The sequence below is a fragment of the Balneatrix alpica DSM 16621 genome (assembly GCF_000619885.1).
Classification (GTDB): Bacteria; Pseudomonadota; Gammaproteobacteria; order Pseudomonadales; family Balneatricaceae; genus Balneatrix; species Balneatrix alpica.
Window position 1 is genome coordinate 35,539 of record NZ_JHUZ01000014.1, and the last position, 21,981, is coordinate 57,519.

Here is a 21,981-nt window from a genome sequence, read left to right on the forward strand (position 1 = left end):
GATAGCTCACTGCAACTGGTCTTGGTTGCCTATTGCTGGCTATTTTAGGCCACTAGCGCTAATTGGCCGATGTCTGTCCTGATGTAAGAGGTGAGTGCGATGGGGTTCAATCATGCGGGTAGCCTGGACTAGAGTGGGTGCCACTTAGAGGATAAAAGGCATCGAAATGAGTAGGGCAATCACTATGTGAAAAGTCATTAGCTAGAAGCAGAAAAGAAAATAAAAAAAACCAGCCACCGAGGTGGCTGGTTTTTCGCATCTGCTTCGGCATCCATCTTATGATGGATGCCCACTCGGACGGCCCTTACAGGGCAATAGTGTCGTGAGTGTTGTTGAAAGAAGCATTGCTCAGGTCGATCAGACCGGTCAACTTCACGATGAAGTCTTGGCCGTTGGTAAAGGTAGCAGTGTCAGCACCCATATCAGCTACGATGTAGGTGTTGCCAGCGTACTGGAACCAAGCGGCTTCGGTAGCGGCCAGAGAGTTGATAGCAGCGTTAGCGTAGTCTTGGAATACCGCAGTATCAGCTTGAGTGATCTTGGTATTCTTGAATGCGCTGATGCCGTCAATCTTGATCAGGTCGCCAGCAGTGAAGTCTGTAATGGTTGCGTAGCTTGAAGAGTTCAAGGAAGCAACGTTGATTACAAACATGTCGTTACCTTCGCCACCGGTCAGAGTGCTCAGACCTGCGTTAGCGGTCAGGGTGTCATCACCCGCGCCACCGATCAGGATGTCAGCAGTAGTACCAGTTGCAGCAGTCAGAACGTCATTAGCAGAACCACCTTTGATGGTAGTGGCGCTAGTGGTGTTCAGAGAGGTAACGGTCAGGGTGCCAGTCATGGCAGAACCGTCGATGCTGGTTACCTTGGTGCTGCCGGTCAGGGTCAGAGCCAGGTTGGCGTTACCAGTCAGGTTAACAGCGGTAGCGGTGTCTGCAGTCAGAGTCAGAGTGTGAGTCTCAACAGCATCGTTCACGCCATCATCGTTGTTGTCCAGCTTGCTGTCAGTCGCTTTCAGGTTGATGGTCTCAACTTTAGCGGCGGTCAGTACACCAGAGTTCATGCTGCTGGTAGCAGTGGTCAGTTCTACGTTCAGAACGTCAGCGGTACCAGTTGTTGCATCTTTGATGTTAACAGTGTGCTTGGTGTTAGCACCGGCAGCGGCAGCGGCAATGACAACGGTACCGTTGTTAGCCAGGTTATCCAGCACCAGGGTGTCGGAGTTAGTGGCAGTGGTGGTGTCCAGCACAGTACCGTTAGTGGTGACGTAGTTAAAGCCCAGTTTCTCCAGGTCGATAGTCACGGTGTCAGCGGTATTGTTATCGGAACCGGCGGCATCGTTTAGCAACAGACGCTCGAAGTTGGTGTAGAAAGTCTGGGTAGTGGCATCCAGTGCATCTGCATTGGCAACAGACATAGACAGGGTGTCAACGCCGTCACCGCCAGACAGAGTGGCAGTAGAGCCAGTTACGGCAGCACCAAATACCAGGGTGTCATCGCCTGCGCCCAGGTTAATGGCCTTGTTCAGTGCAGTGCCGGTAACCAGAGTTACAACGTCAACGCCAGCGCCACCAGTATAGGTAGCCAGGGTGCCGTTGATGGAGGCAGTGACTTTGCCAGTAGTGGCAGAGGTGTCAACAGAAGTCAGGGTGTCTGCTTCGTCAGCATCGAAAGTAGCGCCAGCAGTGCCGGATACAGTGATGGTTTTCAGAGCAGTGAAGGTACCGGTAGACAGGTTGACAGATTTGTCACCAGAGATAGCCAGAGTTTCTACTGCTGCTGCGGTCAGGGCGAAGGAAGAGTCTGCACCAGTAGTTTTCAGGTTCAGAGTCTTCAGCGCGCTGTCTGCTGCGCCATCCAGGGAAACGTTGCCCTTGATGTTGTTTACAGTCAGGTTCAGGCTAGCCACGCCAGCAGCGTCAACGGTCATGGTGGCGTCAGTTTCACCGGCAGTGCCAGTAGAACCGCTGTTTGCCAGAGTCAGATCGGTCAGCTTGGTTAGGCTGGTAGTGTTACCGATGGTGCTGGCGTTACCGTAACCATCTACAGATACAGTAGTGATGGAAGCAGTAGCGTTGTCATCGATAGTTACGGTGCCGTTGATTACGCCCAATACGCCGTCTTTAGCTGCAGTAGCAGCAGAGCCAGCAGTAGTGGTCACAGTAGCGGTACCAGTACCAGTGTTAGCCAGGTTGGCTACGTCGGTATTAGCGGTGGTGCTAGTGAATACAACAGTGTCACCACTTACAGCGCCACTGGTCCAGCCAGTGAAGATGCCGGTGTAAGTACCTTTAGCAGCAGAGGCTCCGGCCTGGGAGTCACCAGCTGCAGGCAGAGTGCCATTAACCAGGTTAGCGAAAGCTGCAGCAGCTTCGGCAGCAGTCATGTCAACAGTTGCAGTGAAGGTCAGGCCACCCATGATCAGGGTTTGGCCAGCAGTCAGAGCAGAGAACTTAACACTTGCAGTTTCGGTTACGCCAGCAACTGCAGTCACACCTACCACTTCAGCGGTGGATTTAGCTTGAGCAACAGTTACGGAAGTAGTGGCGTTGCCAGCTACAACAGTGACGTTACCCTGAGTCAGGGTTGCACCAGTAGTATCTGCGGCGGCCTTAGAAGTGTCAGAGGTCTGGGTAACAGTGATAGTGCTACCACCGTTGACAGTGATGTTGCCCTGGGTTACGTCAGTACCTGCAGTGGCTTTGTGGTTAGAAGTAACGGCTACAGTACCAGTGGGCAGGTCAGTAGCGGCGCCACCGTTACCTACGGTGATAGTGCCAGTACCGCCAGTAGCAGTAACTGCCACGTTAACACCACCGTCAACGGCGATGTTGCCAGTGCCTTGGTTGGTATCGGTTACAGTGATGTTGCCAGCGTTAACAGTGGTAGCGCCAATAGTGATGCCAGTGTTGGCAGTGGCGTCGCTAACAGTAATGTTTTTACCACCGTCTACAGTGATTGCGCCAGTTGCACCAGCAACAGATACATCAGTGCTGGTTGCAGCAGTCAGAGTAACGGCTACAGACTGGGTGCTGTTCAGGTTAGTCAGGCCAGTAAAGTTGGTGCTGTCGATAGTGACGGCTGCAGCACCTACTGCGTTGATTACTTCAACGCCAGAAATAGACAGGCCAGAGATTGCAGTGGTGTTGATAGCAGCAGCAGCGCCATCTTTGTCTACGCCAACAATTTTCAGAGTGTCAGTGCCAGCGCCGCCAGTGATGCTGTCCAGAGCAGACAGAGTGCTGGCGTTAGCGTTGATGGTGTCATTGCCATCAGTACCAGTGATGCTGTCAGCACCAACGGTCAGGGTGAAAGTCTGGCCAGGAACGCCAGCAGAACCAGTGCCAGCAGCAACGGCGTCAGCAGTGCTCTTAGCAGAAGTTACAGAAGATGCTGCAGCGGTAACAGTGGTTAGAATCGCAGCTGCGTCAGAAGACTTGGCATCATAAGCAGCGGTATCAGCAAATTTACCGGTGTAGTAGTTAGCTACATCCAGTTTGTTGTCCATGATGGCTTTGTCGTTGCCAGAAGCGCCCTGGATAATGGCCAGAGCCAGTTCGCCCAGAGTTTTGGCACCAGATTCGATCTGGCCGCGCCAGAAGTTCAGGCCATCAGCATCAGCAGCACGACCAAAGGCTTGCTGATAAATCATTTCGATTTGCTCACTCACTGCTTTGCTACCGAACTTAGCGGTGGCTTCAGCAGAAGTGGAGAAGGCTTTGATAATTGCAGACAGGCTGCCACCAGCGGCATCCAGCTGGTCAGCCCAGTAGGTCAGGCCGGCAGGGTCAGCAGGACGGCTGTAGTAAGCAATGTAAGCTTGCTGTACTGCATTAATGGAGGCTTGAGTCGCCATTAGTAATGTCTCCTTAGATTTGACATGTCTACCCCCGGCTCTGGCTCTCACCAGAGCCTGCTAGCAGGGGTTCCTAGCTTGCTCAGGCTACTGTACTTTGCTAACCAGGGTTGTGATAAGCATCACACGAAATGATTAACCTTTATTTACAATAGCTGGAGGCGCGCTCAGCTTAATCAGCTGATGCGGCAAGTGCAAGGCGGTCGAGTATAGTTAGGCAACGTGGATAAGGCCAGTTTTCAAGGGGTTAGCGAGCCAGCAAGGAAGGCTGCGGTAGCAGCCTGGCGGCTTGGTTAACATGGCGTGAGGGGGGTAGGGTGGCAGAGCAGGACAATACAGTAGCGAAAGTGGAAATTGAAATAGCCACATTGAGGCGTATCCCGCTGCTGGCGCAGCTGCCGCTGGAGCGACTCACGATGTTGGTTAGGCATATGCGCCTGCTCAAATTTGCGAAGGGCAGCCTGGTGGTACGCAAAGGGGATAAGGCTGATGTGTTGTGCTTCTTATTTGCTGGGCGACTGCAGGTGGTGGACACCACCGCCAATGGCCGTGAGCTGGCATTAGGGTATATCGAGCCATTAAGCCATTTTGGTGAGCTGGCATTGCTGGATGGGCAGCCGCGCTCCACTCATATTGTCGCGGTGGAGGATGCTTGGGTGGCCGTTTTGCCCAGTGCTATCGCGCTGGAGGTGATGTTTACTGAAGCCAGTATCTGTGCCGCATTAATGCGCCAGATGGCGCGAACAATCAGGCAAACGAATGCCCATCTCTTGGCAGTGGGCAGCACCCAGGCCAGCTCGCGGGTGGCTCGGCTGTTGGTGCATTTTGCCAGCGCCGGTGTCGCCGCTGAGGGGGCTGGTGTAGCGGCAGAGGGGGGAGAGGAGCCAGGCTTTGATCTGCCACCACAACAGGTGCTGGCTAACATGGCTTGTACCACTCGTGAAACAGTATCGAGAATTCTTTCCCAGTTACAGGCTGAGCAGCTGCTGCAAAAACAGGGCAGGCAGTACCGTATTCTTGATTGGGATAAGCTAATCGAGCGTTATTTCGATTAGTAGCTTGATTAGTAGCGCTCTCGCTGTTCTGCTGTCATGGCTAGCTTGGGCAGGCTTCATCACACTGAGTTTTCAAGGCCTAATCTGCATACTCACCTGCTTGGCTAGTCATTGGTGATATTGCCATCGGTGAAATTGTTCTGCCGCTTTGGTGCAATCAATTAATCATGTCATTCCCGTGCCGTGGTGCCAGCGCTCATGCCTCAATGAGTGTTAGCACCACAGCTAGTGAGCCGAGTCACTCCTATTCTTTACCCGCCTGCACCAGTTGGGCCAGGTGTTGGGCAGCATGGGCAGTGCCGCCCTGTTGCTGCCAGCGCAGGGTCTGGCTGCACACTGCGGCGACCTGGGCCTGACCCCGTAATGCCTGAATATCTGCCTGTTGCTGGATGCCAAAACCCACCGCAATCGGTAGGGCGGTGGCGCGGCGTAAGCGTTGCATATACTGCTGAAAGTCGAGTCCCCACTTCTCGGTGGCGCTGCCGGTAACGCCACTGCGGGCCACGGCATACACCATGCCTGCAGCACCGGTGAGGAGCTGTTGCAGGCGCGTTTCGCTGGTGAGGGGGGTGACCATGGTGATCAGGGGCAGATCCAGTTCCTCTAACAAGGCCTGTTCCTCGGCGCTGAGTTGCGCCAGGGTCAGGTCGGGGATAATCAGCCCCAGTACACCTGCGGCGGCGGCTTCACGGCAAAAACGGCTAAAGCCATAGCGATACAGTGGGTTGAGATAGCTCATCACAATAAAGCCAACCTGGGGGTGGGCCGGGCAGACCTCGGCGGCGAGGGCCAGGGTGGTGGCAACACTACCACCCTGCTGCAGGGCCTGGTGGCAGGCATCGGCCAGGGTTGGGCCATCGGCAACGGGATCGCTGAAGGGAATTTGTAACTCCATCAAGCCGATGCCGGATTCGGCCAGGGTGGCGATGTCGCTTGGGTGAGCTGCCAGATTGGGATAGCCCACCACCGTGTGGGACATAATCAGGCAGTCCTGTTCCCGCCCCAGGCGGGCAATATGTTGGCTAAGGCGGCTCATGGCTGATCTCCCAGGCGTTGCAGTTCCCGTTGTAAAAAGGCAGGCCATTCGGCGGTTGGCAGGGCGCGGGCAACATTAAAGATGTCCTTGTCGCCGCGACCACTGAGGTTAATGACCCAGTTTTGCCCTCGGTGTTCAGGCCCCGCTTCGCGAATGGCAGCGGCCAGGGCATGGGTGGATTCCAGCGCGGGGATGATGCCCTCCAGTCGCAATAGCTGACTAAAGGCGCTGATCACCTCGTCATCGCTGGCGTGGCTGGGACGAAAGCGTCCCTGCTCATGCAGGTCGGCCAGAATCGGTGAGACCCCAACATAGTCGAGGCCAGCGGCGATGGAGTGGGTATCGATCAACTGGCCATCGTCATCCTGCAAAAACAGGGTGTGGAAGCCCTGAGCAATGCCGGGGGCGGCCTGGGGATGATTAAAGCGAATGGAGTGGGCCTGGCTATCCGCCCCTTTGCCGGCGGCTTCGACACCAACCAGTTCGGTTTGCTGGGTGGTCAAAAAGCCACTGAACGCCCCCAGGGCATTGCTGCCACCGCCGACACAGGCATAGAGGCGCTCGGGCGCTTGGCCAAAGGCCTGCAGGCTTTGCTGCTGCAGCTCCTGGCCAATTACGGATTGAAAATAACTGACCATTTCCGGGAAGGGTTCCGGCCCGCAGGCGGTGCCAATCAGATAATGGCTGTGACGGCTGCTGGCGGCCCAGTCGCGCAGGGCCTCATCCATGGCCTCTTTGAGGGTGCGGCCACCATGCTGGACGGGAATCACCTCGGCCCCCAGTTGGCGCATCCAGAATACATTGGAGTACTGTCGCTCCACGTCGTCGGCACCCATATAAATGCAGGCCTGCAAGCCAAAACGGGCGGCAATCAGGGCGGTAGCAAGGCCATGCTGACCGGCGCCGGTCTCGGCAATCACGCGGGTTTTACCCAGGCGCTTAACCAGCAGGGCCTGGCCAATCACGTTGTTAATCTTGTGGGCGCCGCTGTGGTTGAGGTCTTCCCGCTTGAGCCAGATCTGTGGCCCGCCCAGGCGTTCGCTCAGGTTGCGGCAGGGAGTCAAGGGCGTAGGGCGGCCACTGTATTCCTGGCAGTGGCGATAAAACTCTGCCCAAAAGGCTTGATCATCACGCACCTGATAGAACAGAGTGCGGACTTCCTCCAGAGCAGGTTGCAGGATTTCCGGAATATAGCTGCCACCAAAGCGGCCAAAAAAGCCTTGTTCTGCGCGGAGCATCGGCCTACCCTCCTAGAGTAGCGAGTTAATCAAAACTAAACGGTTTAGTTAAATTAAGCGATTCAAAACAGCATGGCAAGAGCATCAAAACGCGATTTTATTGTGGAGGTCGCCACCGGCCTGTTCATGGAGCATGGCTTCAAGGGCACTTCGGTGGATATGGTGGTCAGTGCCTGCGGGGTGTCGAAGCCAACGGTCTACAATCACTTTCCGGACAAGGTTGAACTGTTGCAGGCGGTGCTGAGTCGCTGGGTGGAGCAGCGCTTGGCGGCGATGCCGGAGGTCAGCAACTGGTTGCAGTGGCAGGCCGGGTTGACGGCCTGGTTTGATGATGAAGTGCTGGCCATGTATCGCTTAGTGTTAGGCGAAGGCTGGCGCTTTGAGGCGGCGGCGCAGTTATTCTGGCAGGGCTTTGATCAGCCATGGCGGCAGCAGGTGATGCAGTTGGCGCAGCGGCCTGGGCAGGTGGAGGCCCGGCTGGATCAAGCGCTATGGAAAGGGGTCAGCCAGGGTCTGCAGGCCGGGCTGCAAGTGTTACAGGCGGATTAACCCAGTTGTAAGAAGGCAGGAAGGAAGATGGCCTCATCCTTTGGTTTTGATTTGCGCGCGCTGGAAGTCTTTGTCAAAGCGGTAGAAACCGGCAACCTCACCCAGGCGGCGGAACGTTTAGGCATGACCCAGTCATCGGTGTCCCAAACCCTGTCCAATCTGGAACAAAGCCTCAAGCTGCAGTTGCTGGATCGCTCGGTGCGGCCATTATTGGTGACCACCGCTGGGCGTTTTTTCTATGACCGGGCCGTGCAGCTGTTAGCCGAGGCCCGCAAAACCCAGCAGGATATGTCCAAGGGCCAGTTTCAGCGCTTGCATCTGGTGCGTATCGCCCTGGTGGACTCCTTGGCTACCGCGGTAGGGCGGCCTTTAATTGAGGCGGTGCGCAAACGCACGGAGGACTGGTCGATCAGCACCGGTTTGTCCCATATGCATGCCCAGGCCCTGCTGTCGCGTCAGGTCGATATTATTATTTCTGATGATGCCCTGGATGATTATGACGGCTTAAGCCGTTACCCCATTCTGCGTGAGCCCTTTGTGCTGGTGGTGCCCCCGGGTTTTAGCGGTGAGGTGCAGAGCCTTAGCCAGTTACAGCGCCAGTATGAATTTGTCCGTTATCAACCCCACTCCCTGATCGGTCAGGCGATTGAACGCTACCTGCGGCGGCAGGAGGTGCGTTTGCCGGCCCGTTTGCACCTGGATAACACCTTTGCGGTGATATCCACCGTGGCCTCCGGCGCTGGTTGGACCATCACCACTCCGCTGTGTCTGTTGCAAAGTGGCTTGCGTCAGCATCAGGTCAAGTGTTTGCCTCTGCCGGGAGAACTCTTTTACCGTCATTTGATGCTGGTGGCACGGCAGCAGGAACTGTGGGACTTACCCAAGGTGATTGCCGAAGACAGCTGTCAAATTTTACGTGACAGCTTTTTGCAGGAGGTGTCGGGGGAGCTACCCTGGCTGATGCCGCATATCGAAATCGGTTAATTTGCTGCATTTTGTCCGGTGTTTTTCGGGTTTTATCTTTGTTTTTACCACTATCGTTTTTGCTAATACTGTCTTTTTAGGCGTAATGAAAGTAATTGCGCGCTTTTTTCTTACCCCAGTACATTGACCAGGCACCTGACAGAGCAGCGTCAGGTGGGCTTATCTCGGGTTGCCCAGGCAGCCTTGTAAAAACAATAAAGCAGAGGGTAAGCAACAATGTCTGAACTCAACCCAACGGCGTCCGTCGCCTATGAGAGCGTTACGGATGATTACCTGGCCAAGCGCCAGTTGAAGAAGGGCGCCGCCGGCTGGATTTTGCTGGCGAGCCTGGGGGTGTCTTATGTAATTTCCGGCGACTTTGCCGGTTGGAACTTTGGTCTGGCCCAGGGCGGCTTTGGCGGCATGCTGATCGCTACCCTGCTGATGGCGGTGATGTATACCGCGATGGTGCTGACCCTGGCGGAGCTGTCTGCCTCCCTTCCCACCGCTGGCGGTGGCTATAGTTTTGCCCGGCGGGCCATGGGGCCTTGGGGTGGCTATCTGACCGGCACGGCTATTTTGCTGGAATACGCCATTGCCCCGGCGGCGATTGCGATCTTTATCGGTGGCTATACCAATGAGCTGTTTGGTTGGAATGGTCCCACCGTCTATGCGGTGTTCTATGCCGTCTTTGTGGGTCTGCACCTGTGGGGCGCAGGCGAGGCGTTAAAAATCATGATGGTGATTACCGGTTTGGCGGTTGCCGCCCTGCTGGTGTTTATCTTCGGCATGTTGCCGCACTTTAGTGTCGATAACCTGTTCAATATTGAAGTGAGCAGTGCCGCAGCCGGTGCCTCTGCCTTCCTGCCTGAGGGTTATATCGGCATCTGGGCAGCGATTCCCTTTGCCATGTGGTTGTTCCTGGCGGTGGAAGGGGTGCCCCTGGCGGCGGAAGAAGCCGGTGACCCCGCACGGGATATGCCCAAGGGCATTATCACCGCCATGCTGATCCTGCTGGTTGTCGGTGGTGCGGTATTGCTGCTGGCTCCTGGTGGTGCTGGTGCCGAGGCGATGAAAGACCATGGCGCTCCCTTAGTCGGTGCCTTGCAGGCGGTGTATGGGGAAAACTCCAGTGCGGCCACCTTTGTTAACCTGGTTGGCCTGGCCGGTCTGATTGCCAGCTTCTTCTCAATTATCTATGCCTATTCGCGCCAGGTGTTTGCCCTGTCCCGCGCTGGTTATCTGCCCCGCTTCCTGTCCGTCACCAGTAAAAACAAAGTTCCAGCGATGGCCTTGATCGTGCCAGGGGTACTAGGTTTCTTGCTGTCCTTGACCGGTGAGGGTGACCTGATGATCACCATGGCGGTATTCGGTGCCACCATTTCCTACGCACTGATGACCCTGTCGCACATCATTCTGCGCGCGAAAGAGCCCAAGCTGGCCCGTCCCTATAAGACGCCGGGTGGGGTGCTGACGTCCGGTGTGGCCTTTGTGCTGGCGATTCTGGCCTTTGCCTCGACCTTCGTGGTCAGCCAGGAGGCGGCCCTGTGGTCGGCGGTATTCTATGCGGTGATGCTGGCTTACTTTGCCTTCTATAGCCGTCACCATCTGGTGGCTAAGGCGCCGGAAGAAGAGTTTGAAGCCATTGCCCGGGCTGAGCGCGAGTTGAGCTAATCCATCCATAATAGGGCTGGGATGCCCACCCCTAGCATGACAAAACAACAAGATACAAGGGTGAAAACCATGATGAATGCACGAGAAGTACAGAGCATTGCCGATGCGAAACGCATAGTTGAAGAACGCGGCCTCACCCACGTTAAGGTTGGCCTGTTCGATAACGATGGGGTCATGCTGGGCAAGTACATGAGTAAGACCAAGTTCTTCTCCGCGTTGGAGTCTGGTTTTGCCTTTTGTGATGTCGTGCTGGGGTGGGATGTTAAAGATCAGCTCTATGACAATGGTAAGTACACCGGCTGGCATACCGGTTATCCGGATGCGCCGGTGCGGATTATTCCGCACAGCTGCCGTGAAATTCCCTTTGAAGATGGCATGCTGCTGTTTATGGCGGAATTTGATCAGGCGGCCGAAGAGGTGTGCCCCCGTGGCACCCTGCGCCGGGTGATCAATAAAGCGGCGGAAATGGGCTTTGATGTCTATGCCGCAGCGGAATATGAATTCTTTATGTTTGATGAAACCCCCGACTCCATTCGGGAAAAGGGCTTTCGCAATCTGAAACCCTTTACCCCGGACTGGTTCGGCTACTCAATGATCCGCAACTCGGTACACTCCGATCTGTATCACCAGATTCTGCAAATGGGTGAGCAGATGGACTTCCCGATTGAGGGCCTGCATACCGAAACCGGCCCCGGCGTATTGGAAGCCGCGATCGGCGTTGACAAGATTGAAGCCGCAGCAGATAAAGCCGCGCTATTTAAAACCTTTATGAAAGTGTTGGCCCAGCGCAATAACCTGATGGCCACCTTTATGGCCAAATGGTCGAGCAAGTATCCGGGCCAGAGTGGCCATATTCACCTGTCGCTGCGCAATAAGAGCGATGGCCGCTCCGCCTTCTATGACCCCAGCCAGGAATACAACATGAGCAAAATCCAGCGTCACTTCCTCGCTGGTCAGCAGCGTCTGATGCCGGAAATGCTCTGTATGGTGGCCCCGACCCTGAACTCCTACCGGCGTTTGATTCCCGGTTATTGGGCGCCGACCCATTCCACCTGGGGGGTGGAGAATCGCACCACCGCCTTGCGTTTGATTCCCGGCTCGGACAAATCCCAGCGTCTGGAGTATCGCCTGGGTTCGGCGGACGGTAACCCCTACCTGGCGATGGCCGCCGCCCTGGCCTCCGGCCTCTATGGTGTACTCAATGAGTGGGAACCCGAGCCTGTAGTGAAGGGCAATGGTTATGCCCAGGAACATCCGGATTACCTGGCCCTGCCCCGCACCCTGTGGGATGCCGCCCAACGCCTGCGTGGCTCGGAAGCGGCACGGGAGATGCTCGGTGGTGCCTTTGTTGATCATTTTGCTGCCAGCCGCGAATGGGAAGAGCGGGAATTCCGCCGCCATATCAGCGACTGGGAACTGGATCGTTATTTCGAAATTATCTAACTCGCAGGACTGAATTGATGAGTCATTTACTGCAAACCCGATCGCCAATTGATGGACGTATTTATGTCGAGCGTCCTTATGCCGAAGCTGAGCAGATCAGCGCAGCGGTGGCCGCCGCCAAGTCGGCCCAGGCCACCTGGCAACAGACGAGCCTGAGTGAGCGCCAGGCCATTTGCCGCAAAGCGGTAGAGTGGTTTGAACAGCACCAGGATGAAATCGGTGAAGAGCTGTGCTGGATGATGGGCCGGCCGATTCGCTATGCCGCAGGCGAAGTCCGTGGCCTGGCCGAGCGTGCCCGCTACATGACGGAAGTGGCCGCCGATGCCCTGGCCCCGGTACAGGTAGGGGATAAGGCTGGCTTTAAGCGTTACATCAAAAAGGTGCCGGTGGGTACTGTATTGGTGATCGCCCCCTGGAATTATCCCTATCTGACCGCGATTAACTCGGTGGTGCCGGCACTGCTGGCGGGCAATACCGTCATCATCAAGCACTCGGCGCAAACGCCGTTGTGTGCCGAGCGACTGGTGCAGGCCTTTACCGCAGCGGGCGTACCTGCAGGGGTATTCCAATTCCTGCACCTGAGCCATGCGGATACCGAAGCCCTGATCAAGCACCCGGACATCAACCATGTGGTCTTTACCGGCTCCGTACCCGGTGGGGCGATGGTGGAGCGTGCGGCGGCGGGTCGCTTTATTGGCGTGGGCCTGGAGCTGGGGGGCAAAGATCCGGCCTATGTGCGTGCCGATGCGGATGTGGCCCATGCGGTGGAAACCACCATTGATGGCGCCTTCTTTAACTCTGGGCAGTCTTGCTGCGGCATTGAACGCATTTACGTGCATGCCGATGTCTACGACGCCTTTGTCGAGCAGGCGGTGGCGCTGGTTAAGCAATACAAGCTGGGCCCCTCCAATGACCCGGAAACTACTCTGGGGCCCGTGGTGCGCGCCGAGGCGGCGGACTTTGTTCGTGCCCAGGTAGCGGAGGCGGTAGCCCAGGGCGCCGTGGCTCACATTAATGCGGCGGACTTCCCCCTGGATCAGCCTGGCACCCCCTATCTGGCCCCGCAGCTGTTAACTGAGGTGAGTCACCAGATGCGGGTGATGACCGAGGAAAGCTTTGGCCCGGTAGTGGGTATTCAGAAGGTTTACTCCGACGCCGAGGCCGTGGCCCTGATGAATGACTCCGATTATGGCCTGACCGCATCGATCTTTACCCGTGATATCGACACCGGTATTGCCCTGGGGGATGAGCTGCAAACCGGCACCTTCTTTATCAACCGTTGTGACTACCTGGATCCGGCCCTGGCCTGGACCGGGGTGAAAGACTCTGGCCGTGGCTGTGCCCTTTCGGTACTGGGCTTTGACAGCCTGACCCGTCCTAAGTCTTACCACATCAAAACCGAACTCTGAGGACGCGCTATGTCACTCTCCGCTTTTACAATGAACTGGAACTACCCCACCAGCGTGCGTGTGGGGGTAGGGCGTGTGAAGGAAGTGGCGACCGCTTGCCAGCAACTGGGCATGCATAAGCCGCTGCTGGTGACGGACCCAGGGTTGGCAGCACTGCCGATGGTGGCGGATATTCTCGGTATCTGCAAAGAGGCCGGACTGGCCGCCGGGCTGTTCTCCCAGGTGAAAGGCAACCCCACTGGCGCCAACGTGGATGCCGGGGTCGCGGCCTATCGTGCCGGTGACCATGACGGGGTGATTGCCCTGGGTGGTGGCTCGGCACTGGATGCCGCCAAGGCGATTGCCCTGATGGTGGGGCAGGATCGCCCGCTGTGGGACTTTGAGGATGTCGGTGATAACTATACCCGCGTTAATGTTGAGGGCATGGCGCCGGTGGTGGCCATTCCTACTACTGCGGGAACCGGTTCTGAAGTCGGACGGGCCTCGGTGATCACCGATGAAGCCAACCATGTTAAAAAAATCATCTTCCATCCCAAGATGTTGCCGGCGCTGGTACTGCTCGACCCCGAGCTGACCCTGGGCTTGCCCGCCCATATTACCGCTGCCACCGGCATGGATGCGCTGTCCCATAGCCTGGAGGCTTATTGCTCGCCCTTCTATCACCCGATGGCGGAAGGGATTGCACTGGAAAGCATGCGCCTGGTGAAGGACTATCTGCCCCGCGCGGTGGCCAATGGCCAGGATGTGGAGGCGCGCTTGCAGATGCTGGTGGCCTCCAGCATGGGTGCTACCGCTTTCCAGAAAGGCTTGGGGGGCATGCATGCGCTGGCCCATCCGCTGGGTGCACTCTATGACGCCCACCACGGTCTGCTCAATGCCATCCTGATGCCCTATGTGTTGGTAGCCAACCGCAGTGCCCTGGAAGCACGGATGGAGCGTCTGGCACGTTACCTGAACCTGGCTGAGCATAGCTTTGATGGCTTCCTCAACTGGGTGCTGGAACTGCGGGCCAGCCTGGGTATCCCTGCCAGCCTGGCGGCCTTGAATATCGATGCCAGCCAAGCAGACAAGGTCGGCCAGATGGCGGCGGAAGACCCCTCCGCCGGGGGCAATCCTCTGCCCCTTAATGCGGCGGACTACAGCCGTATTTTCCGCAAGGCGGTGGCTGGAGACTTAACAGCCTGACCGAGCTGGGCATCAACTGAGTGGCCCCTGCCGCCAAGCAGCAGGGGAGAGAGGTGGGTTAACCCACCCGAGGAGCAAGCCAATGAAAATCGGCATTTTGCAATGTGATGACGTGATGGAGAGCTTGCAGTCCCGTCATGGTAACTACCCTGAGATGATCGAAAACCTGCTGCGTGAGCAGCAGGCCGACATAGAGGTGGCGGTCTATCGCGTGCTGGAAGGGCAACTGCCCAGCCGTTTGGACGAATGCGATGCCTACATCACCACTGGCAGCCGTTATGGCGTCAATGATGGGGATGGCTGGATTAGCGAGCTGGAGCAGTGGGTACGGCAGCTGTTTGATGCCCGTATCCCCCTGGTGGGCATTTGTTTTGGTCATCAGCTGGTGGCGAAGGCGCTCGGTGGCAAGGTGGTCAAGTCCGACAAGGGCTGGGGCGTTGGGGTGTCCTTTAATCAGGTACTGAGCCCTAAACCCTGGATGGAGCCCTTCCAGTCCCAGCTGGATCTGGTGGTCAGTCATCAGGATCAGGTCAGCATTCTGCCGCCTCAGGCAGAGGTGTTGGCCGCCAGTAGCTTCTGCCCCTACTACCTGGTGCAGTACGGCGAACATTTCCTCACCGTGCAAGGCCATCCGGAGTTCTGTAAAGACTACTCCTGTGACCTGATGGATGCCCGCCGTGATCGCATCCCAGCCAACCGCATCCGCGAAGGCATGGCCTCTTTGGCGGCGGAAGTGGATGACCGTTTAATGATGCGCTGGGTGATGAACTTTTATCGCCATGCGCTGAGCTGATTAGACCTCCTGGCACGCCGCCTTTGGGCGGCTTTTTTTTTGCGCTAATAAAGGGGAGTACCCCATGACTGCACCGCGATTGTGGATACATGGCCTGATGGGGCATTTGCAATTACCAGAACTGCAGCAGGATCAGGCGGTTGAAAAGAGTGCGGCTCCGGCCCTGCTGGGTTACGGCGAGTGGGCCCAAACCCTTCATCCTATTGCACTCTGGGCCCAGGCTGAGCATCTGGCGGCCTGGCTGGAGCGCCATTGGCCGCAGCAGGCGGTGACGTTGATTGGCCACTCGGTGGGCGGTGTCGTGGCGATGCTGCTGGCGGCAAGGTGGCCGCAGCGGGTGGCCAGGGTGATCAGTCTGGAGGGTAACTTTAGCCTGACGGACGCATTCTGGTCAGCGCGGGTGGCGACCATGAGCCTGGAACAGGTTGAGCAGATGCTGGCGGGTTATCGTCAGGATGAGATGGGCTGGTTAGCAGGGGCGGGGATTATTGCCAACCCCCAGCAGCAGGCCTGGGCGCGTTCGTGGTTGGCCTGGCAACCGGCTGCTACCCTGCAGGCCATGGCGCAGTCGGTGGTAGCCATCACTGGGCAGCCCGACTACCAGCAACTGCTGCAGCAGGTGATGCAGCGTACCCCGGTACACCTGATAGCAGGGCAGCATTCACGCGAGGGTTGGGCCGTGCCTGATTGGGCGTTAGCGAAGTGTGCCAGTTATCAGGAGCTGCAGGGTTGCGGGCACCTGATGATGCTGGAGCATCCCCAGGCCCTGCTGGCAGCTATTCGCGCCTGTGAGGGATAGCAAGCTGGCTTTATGACAGTGTGTGCAGGGCTATCGAATTTCCATGATTGAAGCCCTAGAATAGCCTGCATTCTTTCCTTTTGGGCCGCGCAAGAAGCAGGCCGCTGGTGGCAGTAGCACGATGAAAAGACGTGATTTTCTTAAAGGTTCACTGAAGGGCGCTGCCCTGAGTGCCGCAACCCTGAGTTCGTTATCCTCCATGTTGGCGTTGGCGGCCAGTAAGGAAGAGGTCAAGCTGATCGGTAAGGCTGAGCCTTTCGATTATGCCTGGCTGAAGGGGTTGGCGCGTACTCTTAGCGCGTCGAGCTACCAAAGTTACGCAGGGAATGTGCCTGCCTCCCTGCAAAAGCTGGATTGGGATCAGTACCAGCACCTGCAATATCGTAAAGAGCATGCACTGTGGGCGGATGATGGGCAGTTCCGGGCGCAGTTTTTCCACCTGGGGCTGTACTTCAAAACGCCGGTACGGATGTATGAAGTCAAAAACGGCATGGCGCAGGAAATCGCCTATGATCCCGCCATGTTTAGCTATGGCAAGTCTGGGGTGAAGGCCAGCCAGTTACCAAAAGATTTGGGCTTTGCCGGTTTCCGTCTGAACTATCACACCGATTGGAGCCGTGATGTGGCGGCCTTCTTGGGGGCCAGTTACTTCCGTGCGGTGGGGGGCGAGCTGCAGTATGGCCTGTCGGCCCGTGGTTTGGCCATCGATACCGCCATGCCGCGACCGGAGGAGTTCCCGGAGTTTGTCCGTTTCTGGTTGGAGCGTCCGGCCGCTGGCAGTGATCGGATGACGGTTTATGCGTTGCTTGACTCCCCCAGTGTCAGCGGTGCTTACCGTTTTATCATCACCCCTGGGGATACCCTGGAGATGGATGTCGATGTTGCCCTCTATCCGCGCAAGCCGATTGAGCGCCTGGGGATCGCCCCCCTGACCTCGATGTTTATGATTGGTGAAAATGATCGCCGGGCTAACTGGGACTGGCGCCCTGAAATCCATGACTCTGATGGTTTGGCGATTTGGAATGGCAACGGGGAGTGGATCTGGCGCCCGCTGAACAATCCCCGTGAGCTGCGTTTTAATGCCTACGGTGATAACAATCCCCGTGGTTTTGGTTTGCTGCAGCGTGATCGTAACTTCGATCATTATCAGGATGACGGTGTATTCTACGAGAAGCGCCCCAGCCTGTGGGTGGAGCCGAAGCAAGCCTGGGGGGAAGGTTCGGTGCAACTGGTGGAAATTCCCACGTTGGATGAAACCTTCGACAATATCGTTGCCTTCTGGAACCCGAAAGAGCCGGTGCAACCGGGACAGGAATACCTGTACGGCTACCGCCTGTACTGGAATGGTGTGCCGCCAGTACATACCCCGCTGGCCTATGCGGTGGCGACCCGTACTGGTCTGGGAGGCGTGGTGGGGCAGCGTCGTCACTACTTCAGCCAGCGTTTTACCGTGGACTTTGTTGGTGGCAAGATCCCGCTGCTGGGGGGGAGCCTAGACGTGAAGGCCGTGGTCAGTAGCTCCCGCGGTCGGGTCGAGCTGGTGTCCTGTCGTCCGCAGCATCAGCTGGGGGGGTATCGTGCCCAGTTTGATGTGGTGCCGCTGGATAACAAGCTGGACCCCATTGATATCCGCCTATTCCTGCAACTGGGTGAGGAAGCCATCAGCGAAACCTGGCTCTATCAGTGGAACCCGCCGCCTATTAATGAGCGTGATCTGCGCAATCCCGGCCACCTGTAAGTCACCGCTCGCTAGCAGTCAGTCGATACCAGCCAGGCGAATGCCTGGCTGGTGAGCTTCCCGCCAATCAATCGCCTTTGGCGATGCCTTCCCGACGTGGGTCAGCCCCACCGCGTAAGCCCTCTGGGCTTAGTACTATCGCCTGAATGCCGGAGTTCAGCTCCCGCACTGAGGTTTTAAAGCCCATCTGTATCAACTCATCCTCCAACTGGGTGGCACTGCTGCCGGCTTCCAAGTCATAGCTGCCAAAACGGTTGACCAAATTGGGCAGGCTGATGGCCTCCTGCACCGGTAAGCCCCATTGCAAGTGGGCAATCAGCGTCTTGGCGACATAGCCGATGATGCGTGAGCCGCCGGGGGAGCCGACCACCATATAGGGTTTGCCTGCCTGCATGACGATGGTGGGGGCCATGGAAGAGCGGGGGCGTTTGCCTGGCTCCAGACGGTTGGCAATCGGATAGCCGTCGGCATGGGTGGCGAAGGAAAAGTCGGTGAGTTCATTGTTGAGCAGAAAGCCCTTCGCCATCAGGGTGGAGCCAAAGCCGTTCTCAATGGTGGTAGTCATCGACAGGGCATTACCTTCAGCGTCGACGATAGAGATATGGCTGGTGGAGGGCAGCTCCAATGACTGGTCATCGGCCAGGGCGATGGGTTTGTCCCATTGCGGCTCGCCTGGGTTGGCTTCCGCTAAGGCTTGTCCGGGGGTAATCAGCTTGGCGCGCGCAGCCAGGTAGTCCGGTTGTAAGAGTCCCTGGGGCAGGGGCACATAATCCGTATCGGCCATGTAGCGGCCTCGATCGGCAAAGGCCAGGCGCGAAGCATCACCAATGATCTGCCAGGCTTGCGCTGACTGGGGGCCGAGGCTGGCCAAATCAAAATGGCTGGTGATGCCCAGAATCTGGCCGAGGGTCAGCGCTCCTGAGCTGGGTGGGCCCATACCGCACACATCGTATTGCAGATACGCCAGGCAGACCGCCGGGCGCTGTTTGATGCGATAGGTGGCAAAGTCCTGCAGCGACAGCACACCGGGGTTGTCACTGGCATGTTGCACCGCCGCGACAATCGCCTCGGCAAGCGGGCCTTGGTAGAAGGCTTCATGTCCCTGTTCGGCCAGGGTGCGCAGGGTGTCGGCGTATTCGGGATTGGTTAGTAGCTCTCCAGCTTGGCGTGGCTGTTCGCCATTAAAAAAATAGGCTTTGGTGCTGGGGTAGCGTTGCAGGTGTTCGGCACTTTCGGCAATGGCACCGGCCAAGCGGGGGGAAACGGCAAAGCCTTCACTGGCCTGGCGGATGGCGGGTTGCAACAGCTCTGCCCAGGGTTGTTTGCCATAACGTTGATGCAGTTCACCGAGCAGTTTAACGGTGCCGGGGGTGCCGACCGAACGTCCGCCGACCACGGCAGCATAGAACTTCATCTCACTGCCATCGGGGTTGAGGAAGAGTTCTGGTGTGGCCTGTAAGGGCGCGGTTTCGCGGCCATCAAAGGTGGTTAAACTGCCGTTAGCGGCATCGTAGTAAACCACAAAGGCGCCGCCACCGAGGCCGGAGGATTGTGGCTCCACCAGGCCGAGCATGGTCTGCACGGCCACCATCGCATCCACGGCGTTACCACCCTGTTTGAGCACCTGATAGCCCGCCTCTACCGCAAGGGGGTTGGCCGCTGCCACCATAAAGCGTTGGGCTTGGACTTCCTGTTTGTGCTCAAGGCCGGAGGCCCCTTCGGGAGCGACGGCATCGGCGGCCTGGCTGGCCGCCAGGGTAGGGAGACTGAGGCTTAGTCCGGCGAGGGAGCTAAGCAAAGCATGGGATAAGCGCATCGAAGTATCCTTTTACGTTATTGTTATGGCAGGTACTGGGTTTGCGGACAGTACCTGCTCATCCCAACAAAGAAGGAGGCGTTGGGGAAGTGGCTTTTATGCAGGGCCCACTGCAGGGAATTCAGAATGAAACTACGTAACCTCGATTTGAATCTGCTCCTGATGTTTGATGCGCTCTATCAGCAGCGTTCGGTCAAGCGTGCGGCCCAGGTATTGGCCTTGAGCGAGTCGGCCTGCAGCCATGCGCTGGCGCGTTTGCGTCAGGCCCTGGGGGATGAGCTATTTGTACGTCAGGGGACGGTGATGGTACCGACGCTGGTGGCAGACAGGCTGGCACCGCAATTGGAGCAAAGCCTACAGCTGTTGCGTCAGGCCCTGACGGAGGCGCAGGGTTTTGATCCGGCCCAGAGTCAGCACTGCTTTCGCCTGGTGGCGAGCGATTTTGCCCAGATGCTGCTCTTGCCGGGACTAATGGCTCACTTGGCCGAGCAGGCAGCGGGGGTGCGTATTCAGGTCAGTAAGACCGAGCCACATTCGTTAGAGGCGTTAGTGAAACGTGAGACGGATTTTGTGCTGGGGATTCCGTTTGAGGGGATGATTCCGCCCCAGGTGGGCGCCTGTCTGTTACTGCAGGATGAGTTTCAACTGCTTTGCCGTAGTGGTCATCCCATCTTGCAACAGCCTTTGGATTTAGCAGCCATGGTGGCCTGGCCGCATATTCTGGTATCCCACTGGGATGGTAAGCCGGGCGTGATTGATCAGTGTTTGCGTGCTGCGGGGGTGCAACGGCGTATCCAGCTGACCCTGCCGACCCCACAGATTGCCGCCCTGACCCTGCAGCATACGGATTTACTGGCGGTCATGCCCAGCCGGGTGGCCGCGCAGTTTGCTGCCCCCCTAGCCTTACAGGTGCGGAGGTTGCCGCTACAGGTACCCGCCACCCAGTTACAGCTGTACTTTAATCAGCTGCGCCTGGGGGAAGCGGCCTATCAGTGGGCCTGGCAGCAGCTGAAGCAGGTGTTGCAGGTGGTGCCGCCATTAGCCAATAACCACCTTGGTGATCCTCAACCTGTTGCAGGCATTGCCAGCCAAGATGCTGATAAAAGCCCCGTGCTCCATGGTTTTGTCGATGGCATTTGAGGGTGGCGCGCTGGCTAAAGTACGGCATGCAGGCGGCGAGCAGGATACGGCCTAAGCCCTGGCCCTTATACTCTGGGGCAATAAAGAGGCTGTGGAGAAAACTATCCTCCTGCCAGATACCGGCAAAGCCTACGGGAACCGTATCGAGGCACAGTACTAACACCTGTTCACCGACAATCAGGGAATCAAAGTCCGCCAGCTGCAGCTCGCTGGGCTCCAGCCAGTGGAAGCTCTGTTGGCGACAGCGCAGGTAGACTCCCTGTAAGTAGGGACGATCGGGCTCGTGAAAGGGGCGGATTGCAATAGTCATCAGTGCGGGCCAGGGGGCACCAGCCAGTAGCGGCTATTGCCGATCTGGGTATCAGGCGGCAAGGCGGGATTGTGCAGTGGGAAGATAGGCCGTTGTTGCCACTGTTCCAGCGGAAACAGATGCTGGCTGATGGGATGTTGCTGCATAAAGCCTGTGAGCTCGCCGTTGTCGATCAGGGTGTTGAGGCCCTGCTCAATCCGCTGGGCTAAAGCTTCGTTGCCTGGGCTGGTGAAAAAATACATGGGGAAGGGATAGTAGAGCAGCCATTGGTCAAACCACATTAGGCTAGCGCTGCCGGCCACCCGTTGCTGATTAAAGGCCTCGACCTCCGCTGGCCCTTCGTGAATACCCCGCGGAAAGTAGTCACAACGGCCATTGCTGAGCATCAGAAACATCGATTCATAGCGGGCCACCCGGCTGACCCGATAACCATTAGCTTCGAGGATGTCACTATCGGGCCAATGCATACCCTGGCAGGCGATCAGTTGCTGGATCGCCTTGGCGTTATTGAGCTGGGCGAATTGCAGGTAGCGGTCGCTGCGGATAATCAGGCCGCGATAGCCCAGCAACCCCTTTAACAGAGGAATCCGAATGGCACGTAGATCGCGCTCCCGCTCGCGGGAAGTGCCCATCCAGTAGACGTCGATAAAATCACCGTGCAGCACGTCCTTTTCGGCCCGACCTTGCTGCAGTACCACATCCGTCAACACCACCTTGGCGGGGCCATGGCTGGCGGCGCTATGGTCGAGGCTCAGTTGCAGTAAATCCTGGAAATAGCGATGGCTGGCATCCTGTTGGGATTGCGGCGGAATAATCCGCACCTCTTGCGCGGCGGCCATCGCCCAGTTTGGCGCGAGCAGGCTGCACAGCAGTAACCCGCCCGCTAATAGAGACCTGAGTGACTGACGCATATCCCCTCCTACTGCCTGAAGGATTATTGGGGCGAAAAATCAGGCATCACCAGGGCATCGGATCAG

16 protein-coding genes and 1 pseudogene are annotated in these 21,981 nt (G+C 57.3%); 11 read left to right on the forward strand and 6 right to left on the reverse strand.

Translation table 11 applies throughout. From position 1 onward, the window contains the following. Positions 1–304: 304 nt before the first annotated feature. Positions 305–3,856: a beta strand repeat-containing protein gene (locus Q334_RS0106735; protein ID WP_027312537.1), complete on the reverse strand. Its 3,552-nt coding sequence runs from the start codon at positions 3,854–3,856 to the stop codon at positions 305–307. A gap of 431 nt (positions 3,857–4,287) precedes the next feature. Between Q334_RS0106735 and Q334_RS0106740 the strand changes: the two genes are divergently transcribed. After that, positions 4,288–4,911, forward strand: a complete 624-nt coding sequence (locus tag Q334_RS0106740) for a Crp/Fnr family transcriptional regulator (RefSeq protein ID WP_162157421.1) — start codon at positions 4,288–4,290, stop codon at positions 4,909–4,911. 244 nt (positions 4,912–5,155) lie between these two features. Here Q334_RS0106740 and trpA read toward each other — a convergent pair whose 3' ends face one another. Both trpA and trpB read right to left on the reverse strand, forming a co-directional pair. After that, positions 5,156–5,947, reverse strand: a complete 792-nt coding sequence (trpA, locus tag Q334_RS0106745) for a tryptophan synthase subunit alpha (protein WP_051527583.1) — start codon at positions 5,945–5,947, stop codon at positions 5,156–5,158. Continuing rightward, on the reverse strand, positions 5,944–7,185 hold the full coding sequence (gene trpB, locus Q334_RS18290) for a tryptophan synthase subunit beta (protein WP_035461028.1): 1,242 nt from the start codon (positions 7,183–7,185) through the stop codon (positions 5,944–5,946). Before trpB ends, trpA begins: the two co-directional genes overlap by 4 nt. A gap of 72 nt (positions 7,186–7,257) precedes the next feature. Here trpB and Q334_RS18295 point away from each other — a divergent pair, with 72 nt between their 5' ends. The 9 genes from Q334_RS18295 (at position 7,258) to Q334_RS0106795 (ending at position 17,738) form a co-directional block, all read left to right on the forward strand. Continuing rightward, positions 7,258–7,734 (forward strand): TetR/AcrR family transcriptional regulator, encoded by a 477-nt coding sequence (locus Q334_RS18295; RefSeq protein WP_035461030.1) that lies wholly within the window; start codon positions 7,258–7,260, stop codon positions 7,732–7,734. Between the two features lie 27 nt (positions 7,735–7,761). After that, positions 7,762–8,718: a LysR family transcriptional regulator gene (locus tag Q334_RS0106760; RefSeq protein WP_027312540.1), complete on the forward strand. Its 957-nt coding sequence runs from the start codon at positions 7,762–7,764 to the stop codon at positions 8,716–8,718. Between the two features lie 216 nt (positions 8,719–8,934). Next, positions 8,935–10,371 carry an ethanolamine permease gene (gene eat / locus Q334_RS0106765; RefSeq protein ID WP_027312541.1) on the forward strand — a complete coding sequence of 479 codons (1,437 nt, stop codon included), beginning with the start codon at positions 8,935–8,937 and terminating at the stop codon, positions 10,369–10,371. 69 nt (positions 10,372–10,440) lie between these two features. Continuing rightward, positions 10,441–11,814, forward strand: a complete 1,374-nt coding sequence (locus tag Q334_RS0106770) for a glutamine synthetase family protein (protein ID WP_027312542.1) — start codon at positions 10,441–10,443, stop codon at positions 11,812–11,814. 17 nt (positions 11,815–11,831) lie between these two features. Further along, positions 11,832–13,223 carry an aldehyde dehydrogenase family protein gene (locus Q334_RS0106775; protein WP_027312543.1) on the forward strand — a complete coding sequence of 464 codons (1,392 nt, stop codon included), beginning with the start codon at positions 11,832–11,834 and terminating at the stop codon, positions 13,221–13,223. Positions 13,224–13,232: 9 nt separating this feature from the next. Then, entirely contained in the window at positions 13,233–14,408 is a 1,176-nt protein-coding gene (locus Q334_RS0106780) for an iron-containing alcohol dehydrogenase (RefSeq protein WP_027312544.1), read from the forward strand. Positions 14,409–14,490: 82 nt separating this feature from the next. Then, the gene (locus Q334_RS0106785; RefSeq protein WP_027312545.1) at positions 14,491–15,201 is read left to right on the forward strand and encodes a glutamine amidotransferase-related protein; all 711 of its coding nucleotides are present in this window, start codon (positions 14,491–14,493) and stop codon (positions 15,199–15,201) included. A gap of 64 nt (positions 15,202–15,265) precedes the next feature. Continuing rightward, positions 15,266–16,000 (forward strand): alpha/beta fold hydrolase, encoded by a 735-nt coding sequence (locus Q334_RS0106790; RefSeq protein WP_027312546.1) that lies wholly within the window; start codon positions 15,266–15,268, stop codon positions 15,998–16,000. Between the two features lie 121 nt (positions 16,001–16,121). Continuing rightward, positions 16,122–17,738, forward strand: a complete 1,617-nt coding sequence (locus tag Q334_RS0106795) for a glucan biosynthesis protein (protein WP_027312547.1) — start codon at positions 16,122–16,124, stop codon at positions 17,736–17,738. 67 nt (positions 17,739–17,805) lie between these two features. Here the strand turns inward: Q334_RS0106795 and ggt are convergent, their stop codons facing one another. After that, the gene (gene ggt, locus Q334_RS0106800) at positions 17,806–19,554 is read right to left on the reverse strand and encodes a gamma-glutamyltransferase (protein ID WP_027312548.1); all 1,749 of its coding nucleotides are present in this window, start codon (positions 19,552–19,554) and stop codon (positions 17,806–17,808) included. A gap of 126 nt (positions 19,555–19,680) precedes the next feature. Here ggt and Q334_RS18300 point away from each other — a divergent pair, with 126 nt between their 5' ends. Further along, positions 19,681–20,694: a LysR family transcriptional regulator gene (locus Q334_RS18300; protein WP_051527584.1), complete on the forward strand. Its 1,014-nt coding sequence runs from the start codon at positions 19,681–19,683 to the stop codon at positions 20,692–20,694. Here Q334_RS18300 and Q334_RS20670 read toward each other — a convergent pair. Then, positions 20,666–21,004 (reverse strand): annotated as a pseudogene (locus Q334_RS20670) (GNAT family N-acetyltransferase); the annotation flags it as partial. The gene Q334_RS18300 and the pseudogene Q334_RS20670 sit on opposite strands and share 29 nt — an antisense overlap. Next, positions 21,004–21,915, reverse strand: a complete 912-nt coding sequence (locus Q334_RS0106810; RefSeq protein WP_035461031.1) for a hypothetical protein — start codon at positions 21,913–21,915, stop codon at positions 21,004–21,006. The pseudogene Q334_RS20670 and the gene Q334_RS0106810, both read right to left, overlap by 1 nt. Positions 21,916–21,981: the final 66 nt, after the last annotated feature.